The organism is Streptomyces sp. URMC 124 (assembly GCF_051386455.1).
GTDB lineage: Bacteria > Actinomycetota > Actinomycetes > Streptomycetales > Streptomycetaceae > Streptomyces.
Genome location: NZ_JBPQTS010000647.1, coordinates 1 through 238 on the forward strand (window position 1 = coordinate 1; position 238 = coordinate 238).

Here is a 238-nt window from a genome sequence, read left to right on the forward strand (position 1 = left end):
GTCTTCTCCCGATATTCGGGAGCGAACCAGGTCTGGTGGCGAAACTCCAAGGCGACCGGCAGATCCTCCATCCACTCCCGCGTCCGTTTCAAAATGTCTACATGCTTCCGCTCGCAGCCAAACCACGGCGGGTACTGAAACAGCACCGCTCTCAGCTTGCCGGCTTCTTGAAGGACCCGGACCGAAGCCAGAAACTCGTCGAACATGCTTCTTGTGCTGGAATACTTCGACAGGGTGC

General features: G+C 57.6%; 1 protein-coding gene. It reads right to left on the reverse strand.

The window, feature by feature from the left end; translation table 11 throughout:
• A partial coding sequence (locus ACSNOG_RS34025; protein ID WP_436756524.1) for a DUF72 domain-containing protein occupies positions 1 to 206 on the reverse strand: 206 nt, incomplete at its 3' end.
• Positions 207 to 238: the final 32 nt, after the last annotated feature.